13 protein-coding genes are annotated in these 14,683 nt (G+C 61.6%); 6 read left to right on the plus strand and 7 right to left on the minus strand.

Annotated features, from left to right (window positions below):
* Positions 1-47: 47 nt before the first annotated feature.
* From OKC27_RS09035 to OKC27_RS09060, 6 genes are all read right to left on the minus strand, one after another.
* Positions 48-500, minus strand: coding sequence for an Rrf2 family transcriptional regulator (locus tag OKC27_RS09035; protein ID WP_005339654.1), 453 nt, complete (start codon positions 498-500; stop codon positions 48-50).
* A 346-nt stretch (positions 501-846) separates the two neighbouring features.
* A complete protein-coding gene (locus OKC27_RS09040) occupies positions 847-1,686 on the minus strand; it encodes a PfkB family carbohydrate kinase (RefSeq protein ID WP_182938668.1) in 840 nt (279 codons plus the stop codon).
* Between the two features lie 106 nt (positions 1,687-1,792).
* Complete coding sequence (locus OKC27_RS09045) at positions 1,793-2,764, minus strand: LysR substrate-binding domain-containing protein (RefSeq protein WP_042062431.1); 972 nt, start codon at positions 2,762-2,764, stop codon at positions 1,793-1,795.
* Between the two features lie 183 nt (positions 2,765-2,947).
* Positions 2,948-3,676 carry a glutamine amidotransferase-related protein gene (locus OKC27_RS09050; RefSeq protein WP_182938667.1) on the minus strand — a complete coding sequence of 243 codons (729 nt, stop codon included), beginning with the start codon at positions 3,674-3,676 and terminating at the stop codon, positions 2,948-2,950.
* 83 nt (positions 3,677-3,759) lie between these two features.
* Positions 3,760-5,256, minus strand: coding sequence for a CoA-acylating methylmalonate-semialdehyde dehydrogenase (locus OKC27_RS09055; protein ID WP_182938666.1), 1,497 nt, complete (start codon positions 5,254-5,256; stop codon positions 3,760-3,762).
* Between the two features lie 81 nt (positions 5,257-5,337).
* The gene (locus OKC27_RS09060; protein WP_042062437.1) at positions 5,338-6,669 is read right to left on the minus strand and encodes an aspartate aminotransferase family protein; all 1,332 of its coding nucleotides are present in this window, start codon (positions 6,667-6,669) and stop codon (positions 5,338-5,340) included.
* A 186-nt stretch (positions 6,670-6,855) separates the two neighbouring features.
* On the opposite strand from OKC27_RS09060, the gene OKC27_RS09065 reads away from it, so the two are divergent.
* From OKC27_RS09065 to OKC27_RS09090, 6 genes are all read left to right on the plus strand, one after another.
* Positions 6,856-7,398: a cupin domain-containing protein gene (locus OKC27_RS09065; protein ID WP_005339643.1), complete on the plus strand. Its 543-nt coding sequence runs from the start codon at positions 6,856-6,858 to the stop codon at positions 7,396-7,398.
* A gap of 124 nt (positions 7,399-7,522) precedes the next feature.
* On the plus strand, positions 7,523-9,019 hold the full coding sequence (locus OKC27_RS09070) for an aldehyde dehydrogenase (RefSeq protein WP_270806177.1): 1,497 nt from the start codon (positions 7,523-7,525) through the stop codon (positions 9,017-9,019).
* 138 nt (positions 9,020-9,157) lie between these two features.
* A complete protein-coding gene (locus OKC27_RS09075) occupies positions 9,158-9,316 on the plus strand; it encodes a hypothetical protein (RefSeq protein WP_182939823.1) in 159 nt (52 codons plus the stop codon).
* Positions 9,317-9,441: 125 nt separating this feature from the next.
* Positions 9,442-10,338, plus strand: coding sequence for an EamA family transporter RarD (gene rarD, locus OKC27_RS09080; protein WP_182938664.1), 897 nt, complete (start codon positions 9,442-9,444; stop codon positions 10,336-10,338).
* Between the two features lie 180 nt (positions 10,339-10,518).
* Positions 10,519-12,138: a methyl-accepting chemotaxis protein gene (locus OKC27_RS09085; protein WP_270806178.1), complete on the plus strand. Its 1,620-nt coding sequence runs from the start codon at positions 10,519-10,521 to the stop codon at positions 12,136-12,138.
* 123 nt (positions 12,139-12,261) lie between these two features.
* Positions 12,262-13,371 carry a YeeE/YedE thiosulfate transporter family protein gene (locus OKC27_RS09090; RefSeq protein WP_231554903.1) on the plus strand — a complete coding sequence of 370 codons (1,110 nt, stop codon included), beginning with the start codon at positions 12,262-12,264 and terminating at the stop codon, positions 13,369-13,371.
* 79 nt (positions 13,372-13,450) lie between these two features.
* Here OKC27_RS09090 and ompA read toward each other — a convergent pair whose 3' ends face one another.
* Positions 13,451-14,545, minus strand: a complete 1,095-nt coding sequence (gene ompA / locus OKC27_RS09095) for a porin OmpA (protein WP_058052049.1) — start codon at positions 14,543-14,545, stop codon at positions 13,451-13,453.
* Between the last annotated feature and the right edge of the window lie 138 nt (positions 14,546-14,683).

Genomic DNA, 14,683 nt, shown 5'->3' on the forward strand with positions numbered 1-14,683 from the left:
GGGGCCATCAGGCCCCTTTCACATCTTGTTCGTTATCCCGCGCCCCGTCAGGCCATGGTCACAATCGTCTCTTGCTCGATACCCAGCAGGTGGCAGAGACGGTTGGGATCGCGCACCGCATCGGCCAGGGTGTACTCGCCCAGCACTTCGAGGAAGGCGTTCATGGCGCGGCGCAGGATGCCCTGAATGCGGCAGCCACCGGAGAGACGGCAGTTCTCCCGCTTGCAATCGACCGGACAGAGCACATGCTCCATGTCCATCACCACATCCCGCAAATTGATGGAGACCGCCGAGCGACCGAGGCGGATGCCACCGTGCTTGCCACGTACCGTCTCGATGTACCCCTTGATACCAAGCTGGTGCACAATTTTGACCACGTGGTTGCGAGAGATGCCGAAGGTATCGGCCACTTCGGTAATGGTCGACAGACGATCCCCCGGCTGAACCGCCAGGAAGGTCAGGGTACGCAGGGCGTAGTCGGTAAATCGTGTCAGTTGCATGGTCGCACTTGCCTCTTACTACAAGCCAGGAATCAGGACGACAACATTGAGCTAAGAGGCAGGAGACAACCGGTTTGCCTCTGTTTGCCCATTGGTGCGCCAGAGGGGGGGCCTGTCTCTTAATCTGAGTTGCGGAGTGACAGGTTAAGAGCAGCACAACCGGGTGTCGATGAAGATGCACATAAATCGACACTTTCTTTGATTGATCGCAAACTTGCCGGGTTAGCCCGGCGTTTACCCGCTTTATGGCGGGTAAATCTCCCAAATAGTCCCCCTCACCAAGCCCCTTCGACCAGCAGTCATATGGCCCGCGCTCCGTCCCTTAATCGGCCAGCAGAGAGGTGGTTCAGTGAGGCTGTTTCAGCCAGTTTTTCAGCGCAACCGAGGGGATGGAGCTCTCGGAGGCGACGGCAAACGCGCCCCAGTCCACCGCGCATTGCAACGCATCCTTGATCGCCATGCCTCGTGCCAGACCGTGGATCAGGCCACCGGCGAAGGCATCCCCCGCCCCCGTGGTATCGACCACCGAGACAGGCCGGGCGGCGACCCGGATCTGCTCGTCGCCATGGATAGCGACCGCCCCCGCCTTGCCCTCGGTCAGCACCAGCCATTCGAGCTGCTCCCCCGCCAGCTGGCGGGCATGCTGCCAAGGGTCGCTCACCTCGCCGAGATCGGAGCGGGAGGCCACCAGCACATGGCAGGGGCGGCGCGCCTGCCCTCCTTTGGGATACTGGGCTACCACGAAGCTCTTGCCGATCATCTGGCGCATGTAGCTGATGATGGCAGTGCCGGGATAGTTCACATAGAGGCAATCCACCCCCTCCAGCGGCAGATCGCCGGGCAGATCGGGACGCCGCGGGCGGCGCAGTATGGTGCGCTCGCCGGTGGAGTCCACCAGGATCAGCAGCTCGCCGGTCTCGCCGCCGAAGCGCTCCACATGGCTGCAATCCAGCCCGTAACCTGCCGCCTGCTCCAGCAGCCAGTCGCCGGTCTCATCCAGCCCGATGCGGGAGGCGATGGTCACCTCGTGGCCCGCCCATACCAGCCCGATGCCGGTGTTGGCCGCGCCACCGCCCAGCCTGCGCCCCTGATCCACATATTGCAGCCGGGCCCCCGCCACCAGCGGTTCAGAGAGGGAGAGCACATGATCACAGTTGAGATTGGCAAGCAGCAGAATGCGGGACATAGAGACCTCGAACGATGGAGATAGCCCAAAAGAGACAGGCTGAACCCCGAGTAGAGCCCAGCCTGACAGAAGAGACAACCGGCAGCGATCGGGAATCCGATCGGGATCAATAGATGGGCAGTTCCACCCCGGCCAGCAGTTCGTCGATACGCGCCTGACTCGGCTGCTGCATCACGCTCTGGATCACCTCCTTGGTGAGGTGGGGCGAGAAGGAGCTGATGAAGTCATACATGTAGTTCTGCAGCAGGATGCTCTTGCTGAAACAGATCTGCGCCGGACAGGGCTTGAACAGGTGCTCCAGATTGATGGAGACCAGCCCGGGGGCATCGGTGTCGTTGGCGACCAGCGAAGAGATGATGCCGATGCCAAAGCCCAGCTCCACGTAGCGCTTGATCACCCCGGCATCCATCACCGTCATGTAGTAACTCGGAGTAAGGCCCGCCGCCTGAAACACCTCGTCCTGCACCTGACGACCGGTGGCACCGCTCTCGTAGCTGAGGATCGGGTAGTGGCAGAGCTGCTCCAGGGTCGGCTTCTTCACCTTGGCCAGCGGGTGATCCTGTGGCACCACCAGCGAGAGAGTCCAGAGGTAGGCGGGCAGCGCGATCAGCTCCTTGTCGAAGCCAATCTCGTGGGCAACGATGGAGAAATCGGAGTAACCCTTGCTGATCTGCTCCTTGCTCGCCGACATCACCGGATGGAGGTGGAACGAGATCTTGGGATACTTCTTGGTGAAGTAGGTGACCGACTTGGGCAGCAGGTAGCGGGCGATGGTGTGGGTGGTGTGAATATTGAGGGTGCCCACGGTCGGGTCCAGATACTCGCGGGAGATCGCCTTGATCTTGCTCTCGATGTTGAGCATTGCCTCGGCACACTTGATGATCTCTTCCCCCACCGGCGTGATGCGGTGCAGGTGCTTGCCACGGCGCTCGAAGATCCGCACCCCCAGCTCGCTCTCCAGCAGGCCAATCTGTTTGCTGACCCCCGGCTGACTGGTGAAAAGCGCATCGGAAGCCACGGACACATTGAGGTTGTGGTCCCGGATCGCGATCAAATACTTCAATTGCTGTAGTTTCAAGGCGTCACACTCTCACACTGGTTTGGCTCAGACAGGTTTGGCTCAGGCCGGGACGGCAATCAAGCCAGACAAACAGGCCGCCACATGGGCGGCCAGTGTACCATCCGATCCCGACATCTCAGCGCTTGATCCTTCATTTTGCTACAAAATCTAGCATCCGAAGGGGTGGCTGACAAACCGGGCTCAGGCCGCGCCAGCCCGCAGCGGCAGGATCCCCAGAAACTGCAGCAGCCACTGCATCATGGTCGCCGAATCCACCTCTCCCTCCAGCGAGGAGAGGCTGCTCTGGTAGCGCTCGTCGGGCAACAGGCCACGGCGCCGCTCGATCAGCGCCCGGTTGTACTCCACCGAGAACTCCGGATGCCCCTGAATGGCGACAATGTGATCCCCCTGCAAAAACATGAAGTTGGGGCAAAAATCATTGCCCGCCAGCCGGGTCGCCCCCGGTGGCAGCAGGGCCACCTGATCCTGATGGCTGGCCAGAATGCGGATTTGATCCCGCGCCGGCGCCATCCAGGGCGCATCCGCCAGCATAGGGTGAACCGCCACCCCCAGCCCCCACCCCTTGGTGGACTTCACCACCTCGCCACCCAGCGCCTGGGCGATCACCTGATGACCAAAGCAGATGCCAGCCAGCTTGACGTCAGCATCGTGCGCCTGGCGGATCCACGCCCGCAACGCCTGAATCCAGGGGATATCGCTGTAAGCATCGTGGCGCGAGCCGGTGATAAGCCAGGCATCGCACTCGTGCAGATCCTCCGGCAGTTCTCCATCGAGAGCCGACCAGACCCGAAATTCCAGTTCGGGGGCCAGGGCCGCAAAGCCCCTGATAAACATCTCGGAGTAAACGGGGCCAAAACGATCCGCCAGATCGGGATCGAGCCGGTCACAATCGAGAATTCCCAATCGCATCTGTTGTTCCTTTACAGAGTTCGCCCCCGCCAATCAACGACCGGCGGGGGCAAGAGGTTAGGCCATGAGCAGGCGCCTGCGCGTCACTTCATGGTCGGCATGGAGAACTCGGCACCACTGCGCAGGCTCTGGGGCCAGCGCGCCGTCACCGTCTTCATCCGGGTATAGAAGCGAACCCCGTCCGGCCCGTGCATATTGAGCGGCCCGAAGATGGAGCGCTTCCAGCCGCCAAAGCTGTGAAACGCCATCGGCACCGGAATGGGAACGTTCACCCCTACCATACCGACCTGCACCCGCGCCGTGAAGTCCCGTGCGGTGTCGCCGTCACAGGTAAAGATGGCGGTGCCGTTGCCGTACTCGTGTTCGTTGATGAGCCGCAGCGCCGTCTCGTAGTCGGGCGCCCGCACGATGGAGAGCACAGGGCCGAAGATCTCCTCGCGGTAGATGCGCATCTCGGGGGTCACCTCGTCAAACAGGCAACCACCGATAAAGTAACCCTCCTCGTGACTCAGCGTGCGACCATCGACCCGCAACGCGGCCCCTTCGGCCACCCCCTGATCCACGTAACCGCGCACCTTGGCCAGATGCTCCCGGCTGATGAGCGGCCCCATCTCGTTCTCCGGGCTCTGGCCCAGCCCCGGGCCGACTCGCAGCTGCTCCACCAGCGGCGTCAGCTTGGCCACCAGCGCATCGGCGGTCTCGTCACCTACCACCACCGCCACCGAAATGGCCATGCAGCGCTCACCCGCTGCCCCATAAGCGGCCCCCATCAGGGCGGAGACCGCCTGATCGAGATCCGCATCCGGCATCACCACCATGTGGTTCTTGGCGCCGCCCAGCGCCTGCACCCGCTTGCCGTGGGCCGAGGCGGTGGCATAGATGTACTGGGCGATGGGGGTCGAACCGACAAACGACACGGCACCCACTCGCGGATCGGTCAGCAACACGTCCACCACCTCTTTATCACCGTTCACCACGTTGAGCACGCCGTCCGGCAGACCGGCCTCCTTGAGCAACTCGGCCATCCGCAGCGAGAGAGAGGGATCCTTCTCGGAGGGTTTGAGAATGAAGGTGTTGCCACAAGCGATAGCGACCGGGAACATCCAGAGCGGCACCATGGCCGGGAAGTTGAACGGGGTGATACCGGCGCAGACCCCCACCGGCTGCATCATGGAGTAGCTGTCTACCCCGCGGCCGACGTTGAGGGAGTGCTCCCCCTTGAGCAGATGGGGAATGCCGCAGGCAAACTCCACCACCTCCAGCCCGCGGGTCAACTCACCCTGCGCATCGGAGAAAACCTTGCCGTGCTCGCGGCTGATGAGCTGGGCCAGCTCATCCCTGTGCTGCTCCATCAACTCCTTGAAGCGGAAAAAGACCCGGGCCCGCACCAGCGGCGGGGTTTGCGACCAGTCGGCAAAGGCGCGCTCGGCGATGGCGATCGCCTCCTGACACTCGGCGGCGCTCGAGAGCCCGACGCTTCCCTGCGGCTTGCCGCAGGCGGGATTGAAGATGGCCCCCTGGCGCTCGCTGCGACTCTCCTGCAGCTGGCCGTTGATGAAGTTGCTGACCCTGTGTGTCATGTATCCTCCGTGATAACTGATGTGGTAATTGCGCTGAGCAAGACAACGCAAGGCCCCGCCAGTGCGGGGCCATCAAATGGGTTAGGGTTGTGCCTGCAACACATCCTGCAGCAGGGTGAAGAGATCGTCGATCTGACTGCGCTCGATGATGAGGGGTGGCGACAGGGCGATGATGTCGCCGGTCACCCGGATCAGTGCCCCCTTCTCGAAGCAGCGAACAAACACCTCGTAGGCGCGCTTGCCCGGCGCATCCGGCATGGATTCCAGCTCGATGCCCGCCACCAGCCCGTAGTTGCGCACATCCTTCACATGCTTGCAGCCCTTCAGCGAATGCGCCGCCTCCTCCCAGTAGCCCGCCAGATCGGCGGCGCGGCTGAGCAGGTTCTCGTTGCGATAGATCTCGAGGGTCGCGAGACCTGCGGCCGCCGCCACCGGATGGCCGGAGTAGGTGTAGCCGTGGAACAGCTCGATGGCCCCCTTGCCTGCCGCCATCATGTCGTCATAGATGTGCTTCTGCACCAGCACCGCCCCCATGGGGATGGCGCCGTTGGTGAGCCCCTTGGCGCAGGTGATCATGTCGGGGATGACATCGAACTCCTGTGCGGCAAAGGGGGAGCCGAGGCGACCGAAACCGGTGATCACCTCGTCAAAAATCAGCAGGATGCCGTGCTTGGTGCAGATCTCCCGCAGCCGCTTGAGGTAGCCTTTCGGCGGCATCAGTACGCCGGTACTGCCAGCGATGGGCTCGACGATCACCGCAGCGATATTGCTGGCATCGTGCAGGAAGACGATCTTCTCCAGCTCGTCGGCCAGCGCCACATCCTCCTCGGGCAGTCCTTTGGTGAAGGCATTTTTGGCGATATTGAGGGTATGGGGCAGATGATCCACCCCGGTCAGCAGGGAACCAAACCACTTGCGGTTGCCGGGAATCCCCCCCACCGAGATACCGCCAAAGCCGACCCCGTGATAGCCACGCTCGCGGCCAATCAGCCGGGTACGGGTGCCCTGACCGCGAGCCCGCTGCCAGGCCAACGCGATTTTCAGCGCGGTATCGACCGACTCGGAACCGGAGTTGGTATAGAAGACGTGGCCAAACCCCTTGGGGGCGATCTCCACCAGCCGGTTGGCCAGCTCGAACGGCAGGGGGTGGCCCATCTGGAATGTAGGGGCGAAATCGAGGTGGGAAATCTGCTGGGAAACCGCCTCGGCAATCTCGCGCCGACCATGGCCCGCGTTGCAACACCAGAGTCCGGCTGTGCCATCCAGTATCTTGCGGCCATCCTCTGAGTGATAATACATCCCCTCTGCCGACTTCAGGATGCGCGGCGCCGCCTTGAACTGCTGGTTGGCGGTGAACGGCATCCAGAACGCGGACATGTCGGAGGGCGTATTGATGTCGCTGATCGGTTTCATGGTCACCTCATCCTTAAGGTGTTTAGCAACTGTCGGCTAATGCCTATTAAATTAAACACCTGAATCCATAAAAAAGGGCTCGATATTGCCCTGTCTGGTGCCACCCCTAGCTAGATGCATCAACAGGGTGGTATAAGATATTTAACACAATTTTAATAATAGTAAACAGTCAAGGAGTGTCTATAGATGGATATCGGTCACCGCCTCAAGGCGGTTCGCACCAAGGCAGCCCTCTCCCAGCGCGAGCTGGCCAAGCGCTCCGGTGTGACCAACGGATTTATCTCCCAGATCGAGAAAAATCAGGTGAGCCCCTCTGTCGCCTCCCTCCGCAAGGTGCTGGAAGGCATCCCCATGTCGCTGGCCAGCTTCTTCACCGAAGAGACCGAAATGGGCACCGAAGTGATCTTCCGCGCCGCGGATATGCCGGATCTCGGCACTCACCCGATCAGCTACCGGCTGGTCGGGCATAGCCGTGCCAACCGCGCCATCGGCATGTTGCAGGAGGTGCTGCCACCGGGCGCCGACACCGGCGACGACATGCTGAGCCACGAAGGTGAAGAGTGCGGCATCGTCATCAAGGGCGAAGTTGAAGTGACCGTGGGCGAGCAGATCTACCTGCTGGGCGCCGGGGATGGCTACTACTTTGACAGCCGCACCCCCCACCGTTTTCGCAATAGCGGCGAGCAGGAGTGCGTGCTGATTTCGGCCAACACCCCCGCCAGTTTCTGACATTCAGACGCGCGTCGGCAGGGGGGCAATGTTTAATGAATTGTTACAAGATGGATTTACAAGCGGCAGGATGTTTAGCATATTGATACGCGGAAACTGACTTTTGCCGGTTCAAGGAGTGAACATGAGTGACCTGACCCTGGCCCAGTGGCAACACAAGGCCTCCCATCTGACCCTGCCCTCGCAAGCCTTTATCAACGGCAGCTATCGTGATGCCGTCAATGGCGCCACCTTCGATTGCATCAACCCGGCCAACGGCAAGCTGCTGACCAAGGTGGCGGCCTGCGATGCCGCCGATGCCGAACTGGCGGTGCAGGCCGCCCGTGCCGCTTTCGAGGACAAACGCTGGTGCGGCCTGCCGCCGAAACAGCGCAAGCAGATCATGCAGCGTTTCGCCGAGCTGATGCGCCTCAACAAGGTGGAGCTGGCGCTGCTGGAGTCGCTGGACATGGGCAAACCCATCGGCGATGCCATGGGCTATGACGCCCCCGCCGCCGCCAACTGCATCGCGTGGAACGCCGAAGCGATCGACAAGATTTACGATCAGGTCGCCCCGGTGGAGGAGTCAGCACTGGCGCTGGTGACCCGCGAAGCGCTCGGGGTGGTTGCCGCCATCGTGCCGTGGAACTTCCCGCTGGTGATGGCCTGCTGGAAGCTGGGCCCGGCGCTCGCTACCGGCAACTCGGTAATACTCAAGCCTTCCGAAAAATCCCCCCTGACGGCCCTGCGCATCGCGGGTCTGGCCAAAGAGGCGGGCATTCCGGACGGCGTGTTCAACGTGCTGCCGGGCTTTGGCCACACCGTGGGCGAGGCGCTGGCCATGCATATGGATGTGGACTGCATCACCTTCACCGGCTCCACCAAGATCGGCAAGCATCTGGTGCAGTGCTCCGGCAAGTCCAACCTCAAGCGCGCCTTTATGGAGTGCGGCGGCAAGAGCCCCAACATCATACTGGCGGATGCGCCGGATCTGGACGCCGCCGCCAAGAGCGCCGCTGGCGCCATCTTCTACAACCAGGGCGAGGTGTGTACCGCCGCCTCTCGCCTGCTGGTGCAAAACAGCATCAAACCGCAATTTATGGAGCGGCTGCTGGCCCATGCCCGCGAGTGGATCTCGGCCAACCCGCTCGACCCAGCCACCCGCATCGGCGCCATGGTGGATCACATCCAGATGGAGCAGGTGCTGCGCTATGTCGAGATTGGCAAGCAGGAGGGGGCCAAGCTGCTGCTTGGCGGCAACCGCACCAATATGGAGAGCGGCGGCTTCTATATCGAACCCACCATCTTTGACGACGTGACCCCCGAGATGCGCATCTTCCGCGAGGAGATCTTCGACCCTGTGCTGGCGGTGACCGGTTTCGATACGCTGGAAGAGGCCATTGCCCTTGGCAACGACACCGACTATGGACTGGCGGCGGCAATCTGGACGGCGGATCTCAACAAGGCGGTGAAGGGTTCCCGCGCCCTGCGTGCCGGCACCGTGTTCGTCAACAACTGGGATGGTGGCGACATGACCATGCCGTTTGGCGGATTCAAGCAGTCCGGCAACGGCCGCGACAAGTCACTGCATGCGCTGGAGAAGTACACCGAGCTGAAAAGCACCTGGATCCAGCTGGCGTAACGCCATAAAGCAGCACTACCGGATCAAAAAGGGGGAGAAATCCCCCTTTTGCATTTTTGGCCTTCCATCACCGGCCCCAATCCTTATAATGACAAAAAAGCCAACATGTTAAATATAAAGACAAAAATGCTATTTTTTATGGGAAGCGTACTTTTTCTGGTGATCGGTTTGCCCCTGCTGTTCTTCGTGCTGGGGCACGGCGAGGCCTACGTGACCTGGGGCCCCTGGATCTCCGCCATCGCCCTGATGTTGTGGCTGTTGATGGATGTCGACAAGATCCGCCGCGGTAAAGGCTGACCGGCCAGCCACTCGCTTCCTTCCCCTCAAACTTCGTTTATTCGCTTCTTTCCCCGCAAAAGGATCGCTACACTGATTTTTTGCGATGTTTTCCCGCATCCAACGCTTCAGTAAAGGTCATCCGCATGCCGCAACAGATCCAGCGTCAGGGCGTCATCTACGCCCTGTGCGCCTATACCCTTTGGGGCATAGCCCCCATCTATTTCAAGACCATCTCTGCCGTCCCGGCCGCCGAGATCCTGACCCACCGGATGATATGGTCCTGCGTACTGCTGATGGTGCTGACGCTGGCAGGCCGTCAGTGGCACAAGGTACAGGCGGTGCTGCGCCAGCCAAAAGTGCTGCTCACCCTGGCGTTTACCTCGGTCACCGTCGGCGGCAACTGGCTGCTGTTCATCTGGGCCATCAACAATGGCCACATGCTGGATGCCAGCCTCGGCTACTACATCAACCCGCTGTTCAACGTGCTGCTGGGGATGGTGTTTCTGAGCGAGAAGCTGCGCCGCCTGCAGTGGTGGGCAGTGGCGCTGGCCTTTACCGGGGTGGCGATCCAGCTCATCGCCTTTGGCTCCTTGCCCTGGATTGCGCTGGTGCTGGCATCGAGCTTCGCCATCTATGGTCTGGTGCGCAAAAAGCTGGCCCTCGATGCCCTCACCGGTCTGCTGATCGAAACCATGATCATGCTGCCGCCAGCGGCCATCTATCTGTGGGGCTTTGCCGACAGCCCGACCAGCCACATGACGGAGAACAGCTGGCACCTCAACCTGCTGCTGATCGCCGCTGGCGCCGTCACCACGGCCCCCCTGCTCTGCTTCACCGCCGCCGCGACCCGGCTCAAGCTCTCCACCCTGGGCTTCTTCCAGTACATTGGCCCCAGCATGATGTTCATCCTCGCCGTCACCCTCTATGGGGAAGAGCTGGCGATGGACAAGCTGCTCACCTTCGCCTGCATCTGGAGCGCGCTGGTACTGTTCAGCCTCGATGGCTTGCGCAGCGGCAGAGCCGCGCCAAGCCGGACCTGACACCTCCCCGCCCCCCTCGACCCCGGCTCATCAGCCGGGGTTCTTTTTTGTGCCACCCGCCCTTTCCTGACAGCGACCACCCATGCCCCAGAGCCGACTCATCATCAACTGGTCACAACCGAGTCGCATCATCCCGACAGAGAGCTATGCTATCCATGAACGGAGCCGAATGGAGGCAGCATGCTCAAGCACATTCACGACAGATCCCTGCTTTTTAGCCAAATTCTGGGGGTCATAGTTATTATCACGCTGATCTCCATCAGCTTTTTCGGACTTTACTCGGTCCGGAGCGCAGCCGACCAGATGGGACAGGGGAAGGACGTAGTGGCCGATATTCTGCCGCCGCCCCTCTACCTCATCGAATCCCAGTTGCAGGTCTACACCCTGCTCCATGCCAAACCGGAGGAGCGGGAGGCCCTGCTGCAAACCCTCACCCGGCTGCAGCAAGAGTTCGAGAGCCGCAACCGCTTCTGGCAAGAGAGCAATCTGAACGAGCCCCTCAGGGAGCGGCTACTGGGGGAGCAAAAAGTACAGGGAGAGCTGTTCTGGCAACTGCTCAACGCCAAGTTTGTCCCCGCGATCAAGGCGGGCGATTTGACACAGGCGGGAGCGATTGCTGCGCGTCTGCACACCCTCTATAACGCCCACCGGCTCGGGGTGGACGCCACCGTCATCAGCGGCAACCAGTATGCCGCCGAACAGATGGCCCATCTCGCCAACACCACCCGACTCTGTTACGGCCTGTTGCTGTGCGCCGCACTGATGGGGGCGGGACTCATCTTCTGGCTGGGACGCCCCACCCAACAACGACTGCTGGCCGCCGGTAAGGCCACCGCCGCCATCGCCGAAGGGGAGTTGAACCGCCCCATGCCGGAGCCGGGCCTCGACGCCATTGGCGAGCTGATCCGCCAGATTGGGGCCATGCGTGACCAGCTTGCCACCCTGGTGGAGTCGCTGCAGCGCAGCGCCAGTACGCTGGATGAGCGCGCCACCAACCTGACGTCGATGGCGCAACGGCACGCCGATGACAGTCAGGCGCAGGTCGGGGCGGCCCACCATATCGAGCAGGCCATCGAACAGCTCACCCACTCCATCGAGCAGGCGGGTAGCCAGCTGCATCAGGTTGGGGAGCAAACCCTCCAGTCAGCCACCCGCGCACAAGAAGCCACTCACGCTATTCACACCGTTGAACAGGTAATCGAGGAGCAAGCAGCGGGGGTGAAGCGGGTCTCGCGCACCATTTCGGATCTGGCCGGTCTTTCGCAGCAGATTGCCGGGCTGGCGGGCGCTATCCATGGCATTGCGGAACAGACCAATCTGCTGGCGCTCAATGCCTCCATCGAAGCCGCCCGAGCGGGCGAACAGGGGCGCGGTTTTGCCGTGGTGGCCGATGAAGTGCGCTTGCTGGCGACCCGCACCGGCAGTGCCACCACCGAGATCAACACCATCATCGGCAAGATCCAGGATGTCAGCCTGCGTGCCGCCAGCGAGATGGATACCGAGCTGACCCGGGTCGAACAGGCGGTCGCCCACGCGATGACAGCAGGCCAGAGCGTCGCCCGGATAGCGCAGAGCTGCGAGGAGATCAACCTGCGCATCGCTCAGGTCGATCAGCTGATGACCGATGAAACCCGGCTGGTGCAGGGGATCCACCATCAGGTCGGCGAGATGTCGCGGCTGGCGGCCGAGGTCAACCAGAGCGCCAGTCACGCCGCCGAAGAGGCGACCATGGTCGCCCAGCACGCCCGCATCCTGACCAGGCAGACTCGTCACTTCCATCTCGACACCCCCCGCCACTGATCCGGGGCGCTGACGGGCGTCAGCGCCGCCATTTTCCTCTGCGTTGGCAAAATGGGTAGCATTGGACTCCATGAGGGAATAGGATCCGCCCCTCTAAAAAACCAACTGCAAGGATCAACTGACATGACTCGAAAATGGTCGCTCCCCATCGTGGCTCTCGCGGGGGGAGCGTTACTCTGGCTAGGCAACACCTTTGGTATGAAATGGGCTCTGATGGCCCTGATCGGATTCGGCTTCGGCTTCACCCTCTCCTTCAGCCGCTTCGGTATCGTGTTCGGTTGGCGCGAGATGCTGACCAAGCGCAACAGCTACTATGTGCGGGTTCACCTGCTTACCATCGCCATCGAAATTCTGCTGTTCACCTGCTTCCTCTCCTTTAGCCACGCCCTGTTTGGCGATGCCATGGTGGGCAACGTGATGGCTATCGGCATTCCCTTTATTGTCGGCGCCTTCCTGTTCGGCATCGGCATGCAGCTGGCAGGCGTCTGCGCCACCGGCACCCTCTACTGCTGTGGCGAGGGGCAACCCCGCTTCTGGCTGGTGCTGATCTGCTACGGCATCGGCACCCTCATCAGCAACCAGTTCCGTCCCGAGCTGACCGCCACCTTCTCCAGCCAGGTAGTGCTGGCCAAGGATTTGACCGGCAACATCTGGAGCGGCATGCTGCTCAACCTGGCGCTGGTTGCCGTGCTGTTCATGCTGTTTCGCAATAGCGAGCTCAAGCGCACCGGCGAGCTCAAGCCCCTCTTCAGCGGTGGCAACCTGTTCTGGCGCGATGGCCGCTTCACCGTGCTGACCGGCGGCATCATCATCGCCCTGCTCAACTCTGCCGTGGTCGCCCTGCACGGCTCGGCCTGGACCATCACCGGCGCCGTCTATGACATGGCGCTGCGCGGTGCCTCCCTGTTCGGCCTGTTCGAGGGGAACCCGAAACTGGCCCAGCCGCTCTTTATCAACCCCATGGTCGGCATGTTCTGGCTCGGCATTCTGGGGGCCATGCTGGCGCGCTGCCTGAGCGGTGGCGGCAACTTCGCCCCGATGCGGATCGGCAACAGTCTGGCATCCATCATTGGCGGCCTGCTGATGGGGATGGGGGCCATGTACGCCGCCTGCAACCTTGGCGGCTTCTTCGATGGCACGGCGTCCGGCAGTCTGCACGGCTGGGTGTGGATGCTGATGGCCCTCGCTGGCAGCCTGATCGGCATTCGCCTGCGCCCGCTGTTCGGGCTCTGACGCCCGGCATCGCAATGCACGCCATAGAAAACGGGAGGCCAGGCCTCCCGTTTTTCGTTTATCGATCCCGTCGCTCGGCTTATTGAGCGGGCTGGGACACCCCTTCCAGATTGATCTCCACCCGGCGATCCGGTGCCAGACAGGCGATCAGTTCCTGTTTGGAACGGCTGGCACAGCTGTTGCCCGTAACCGGGTTGGCTTTGCCACGACCTTCGACCCGCACCTTGTCGGCATACAAGCCTTTGGAAACCAGATAGCTGGCCACGCTCTGGGCGCGCTGCTCGGAGAGGGCCAGGTTGTAGTTGTCGGAGCCAATGCGGTCGGTATAACCCACCACGGTCGCGACGCCATCCTTCGGATTGGCAGCCACAATCTGGCTGAACAGGGCATCGAGCGCCTGATTGGCCGCCGGTTTCAGGGTCGCCTTGTTGAACTCGAACAGCACATCGGAACTCAGACTGAAGGTCTTGGGCGCCACCACGACCGCAGGGGCCGGTTCGGCAGCCGGAGCAGGCGCCGGTGCGGCAACCTCGCCACCTTGCTGACCGAAGCGATAGAGCATGCCGAACGAGATCAGACCGTTATCCAGCTCGATGCCGGAGCGATCGAGCGAGGTATCGCCCAGCGGCGTGGTGTACTGGTACTCCAGACGGGCAGCCCAGTCACGATCGATGGTGTATTCGGCACCCAGCGCCCCGACGAAGGCGGCACCATGCTTCTTGCCAGTCTCGCTGACATTGGCGAAGCTGATTTCATTTTCAGTCCAGGCATAGGCGCCCCCCAGTCGGCCATAAAGATCGAGCACATTCGTTGCCGGGAAGCTGATCTTCATGGTGGCCTGAATCATCTGGCCTTTGGCTTCGGTATTGAGGGTATTGCTACCAGTCCCCGCCTTGCCCTCATATTTACCAAGCCAGTCATAACCCAGCTCGAAGCCCAGATTGGGGTTGAGCTGGTAACCGGCGAACAGGCCCAGTCCCAGATCATCCGTGTTCTCGCTGGTATTGCCCAAGGATTGGGAAATCGCCTCGGCATACTCGTTGTGATCAACACCGTAATAGTTCGACCAACCGGCCTTGCCACCGACATACCAGGTATTGTCCTGAGCGGCGGCCTGTACGGCCCCGGCCGCCAGCAAACCACTGACCAATACCGCAAGCATGGATTTATTCATATGTTCGCCTCTGCAATAAGTCGTTATGGGCGCCTGAGTGCGCACTATCCCTGTGTGAAGCCGTCAGGCGGCCTCTCCGTCAATCAGGGTATCCCATCCGAACGCAGCCTCAAATGACCAAGCCACCAGGAGTGTGAG

It is taken from the genome of Aeromonas sp. QDB62, from assembly GCF_027705695.1.
Classification (GTDB): domain Bacteria; phylum Pseudomonadota; class Gammaproteobacteria; order Enterobacterales; family Aeromonadaceae; genus Aeromonas; species Aeromonas allosaccharophila.

What these genes read in the sequence shown, in the direction of transcription:
- OKC27_RS09035 (WP_005339654.1), bottom strand. Translation starts at nt 500, where the DNA reads ATGCAACTGACACGATTTACCGACTACGCCCTGCGTACCCTGACCTTC.
- OKC27_RS09040 (WP_182938668.1), bottom strand. Translation starts at nt 1,686, where the DNA reads ATGTCCCGCATTCTGCTGCTTGCCAATCTCAACTGTGATCATGTGCTC.
- OKC27_RS09050 (WP_182938667.1), bottom strand. Translation starts at nt 3,676, where the DNA reads ATGCGATTGGGAATTCTCGATTGTGACCGGCTCGATCCCGATCTGGCG.
- OKC27_RS09055 (WP_182938666.1), bottom strand. Translation starts at nt 5,256, where the DNA reads ATGACACACAGGGTCAGCAACTTCATCAACGGCCAGCTGCAGGAGAGT.
- OKC27_RS09060 (WP_042062437.1), bottom strand. Translation starts at nt 6,669, where the DNA reads ATGAAACCGATCAGCGACATCAATACGCCCTCCGACATGTCCGCGTTC.
- OKC27_RS09065 (WP_005339643.1), top strand. Translation starts at nt 6,856, where the DNA reads ATGGATATCGGTCACCGCCTCAAGGCGGTTCGCACCAAGGCAGCCCTC.
- OKC27_RS09070 (WP_270806177.1), top strand. Translation starts at nt 7,523, where the DNA reads ATGAGTGACCTGACCCTGGCCCAGTGGCAACACAAGGCCTCCCATCTG.
- OKC27_RS09075 (WP_182939823.1), top strand. Translation starts at nt 9,158, where the DNA reads ATGGGAAGCGTACTTTTTCTGGTGATCGGTTTGCCCCTGCTGTTCTTC.
- rarD (WP_182938664.1), top strand. Translation starts at nt 9,442, where the DNA reads ATGCCGCAACAGATCCAGCGTCAGGGCGTCATCTACGCCCTGTGCGCC.
- OKC27_RS09085 (WP_270806178.1), top strand. Translation starts at nt 10,519, where the DNA reads ATGCTCAAGCACATTCACGACAGATCCCTGCTTTTTAGCCAAATTCTG.
- OKC27_RS09090 (WP_231554903.1), top strand. Translation starts at nt 12,262, where the DNA reads ATGACTCGAAAATGGTCGCTCCCCATCGTGGCTCTCGCGGGGGGAGCG.
- ompA (WP_058052049.1), bottom strand. Translation starts at nt 14,545, where the DNA reads ATGAATAAATCCATGCTTGCGGTATTGGTCAGTGGTTTGCTGGCGGCC.